At 47.9% G+C, this 1,466-nt stretch carries 2 protein-coding genes; both read right to left on the bottom strand.

What is annotated here, in order from left to right:
• Window positions 1-223: 223 nt before the first annotated feature.
• Window positions 224-661 carry a hypothetical protein gene (locus tag ASC85_RS27340; protein ID WP_057452123.1) on the bottom strand — a complete coding sequence of 146 codons (438 nt, stop codon included), beginning with the start codon at window positions 659-661 and terminating at the stop codon, window positions 224-226.
• Between the two features lie 12 nt (window positions 662-673).
• A partial coding sequence (locus tag ASC85_RS32545) for a DUF6862 domain-containing protein (RefSeq protein ID WP_162254900.1) occupies window positions 674-1,466 on the bottom strand: 793 nt, incomplete at its 5' end.

Raw genomic sequence — 1,466 nt, 5'->3', positions numbered from 1 at the left:
CCGATCGCGGTGGAGATACCGCTGGAGATCACTGCTTGCCCGGTTGTGCGGATTGCAGTGTCAGTCGCGGTGTTCCAACGGAAGATATCCTTGGAGGAATTACTCGCGGGAAAGGGGACAGATCTATTTATAAACCAAGAAAAGCAATGAGCCTGATCCTCTGCGCCTCACAAAATATATCTGTCCCCTTTTCATTATTGCTTTTCATTGCGTCTATTATTATTCAACAACGCACATCCACCCTAACAAGAGAGACCTCACCATCCGAGTACTGCATTACACCCTCTATAACTTCCAGACACTCATCGAATTCAACAACACTAAGCCCGCACTCGCCAAAATCAAAGTACACTCCAACACAACCTTCATCCACCCCCTCAAGTTTGTATTCGTATACGGCTAAAACCTCTCGCCCTAGAAACTTATCCAAACCATTTAACGACCTAATCGGATACGCAAACTCGTCGTCAATCTCTGTCAGACCACGCAAATCCGGGCCTGATGCTAGCAACATAAACTCTGATACACCTTCACCAACCGTTAGCGATACCCATCCTGAAATTGACATATTAAAAAACAACACCAAGACCTCACACACCAGATCCCCTCCAATATAAAACGAGCGAAACCTGATCTCACGCAAAGACTCATTAATCAACATAAAACCCCCACCTTAAAACTTTGATGACTTCTCAGGAATCAATGTATCGAATTCATACTTGCCATTTGGCAACACTCTCAAACTCACAGTGCTATTGGTTTTCGAGCTATATACATGAACAAGATCATAATTTCCTCGAACAACTGAGCTAGGGATTACTGGGCTCACAGACGTAACATTATTTAAAGTTTCTTTTACCGTTGCCTTAGCTTGTTCTACACCGTCCTTACTCTTTTCATACGGCAAGCGACCTTTACCAATCTTTGTTCCCAGCTTTGTATTGAGATTAGCCGATTGTGATGCAAAGAAGTCATCTACTTCGCCAAAACCTGGAACCTTCTCTGTCCCTTTTGAGCCCCCTCCTACAACCCCAACCTTAACCCCGGTTGTACCACCCTTGCCCCCAGCCGTCGACGAGAACAGCCCCCGGTCCTGACTCAATCCATCCGCCGCAAGCTCCGTCAGAAAGGCAGCCCCATCGCCTTTATCGGTACGCGTCTTCTCGACGATGCCGGTATTGATGGCCCGCTCGTTACTTCGAGTAATTTCCCAAAGCGCTGCGGAACGATCGAGCCCGGCGCTCCTGCCGTCATGCAGCATTTTCTCATTAGCCGGAATCTCATCCACCAGCTGTTTGGTCACTTGCAAACAGCTCGCCGGGTTATTCCGGCAGTACTGTCCGAACTCTTTGTTCCGAGCCGTATCGAGGTTGTTGTAATAGTCCCTGACGGATTGGCAATCCGCCGGGGAGGCGCACGTATTGAGCTTCTGTTCTCTTTCGACCAGTTCGGCATGGAACAGATAG

This window comes from Pseudomonas sp. Root401, assembly GCF_001425105.1.
Classification (GTDB): Bacteria; Pseudomonadota; Gammaproteobacteria; order Pseudomonadales; family Pseudomonadaceae; genus Aquipseudomonas; species Aquipseudomonas brassicacearum.
The sequence above is the reverse complement of the archived record's forward strand: the minus strand, read 5'-3'. Positions and strand labels throughout refer to the sequence as shown.

Coding starts and splice junctions, on each gene's coding strand:
- ASC85_RS27340 (WP_057452123.1), bottom strand. CDS start 661: ATGTTGATTAATGAGTCTTTGCGTGAGATCAGGTTTCGCTCGTTTTAT.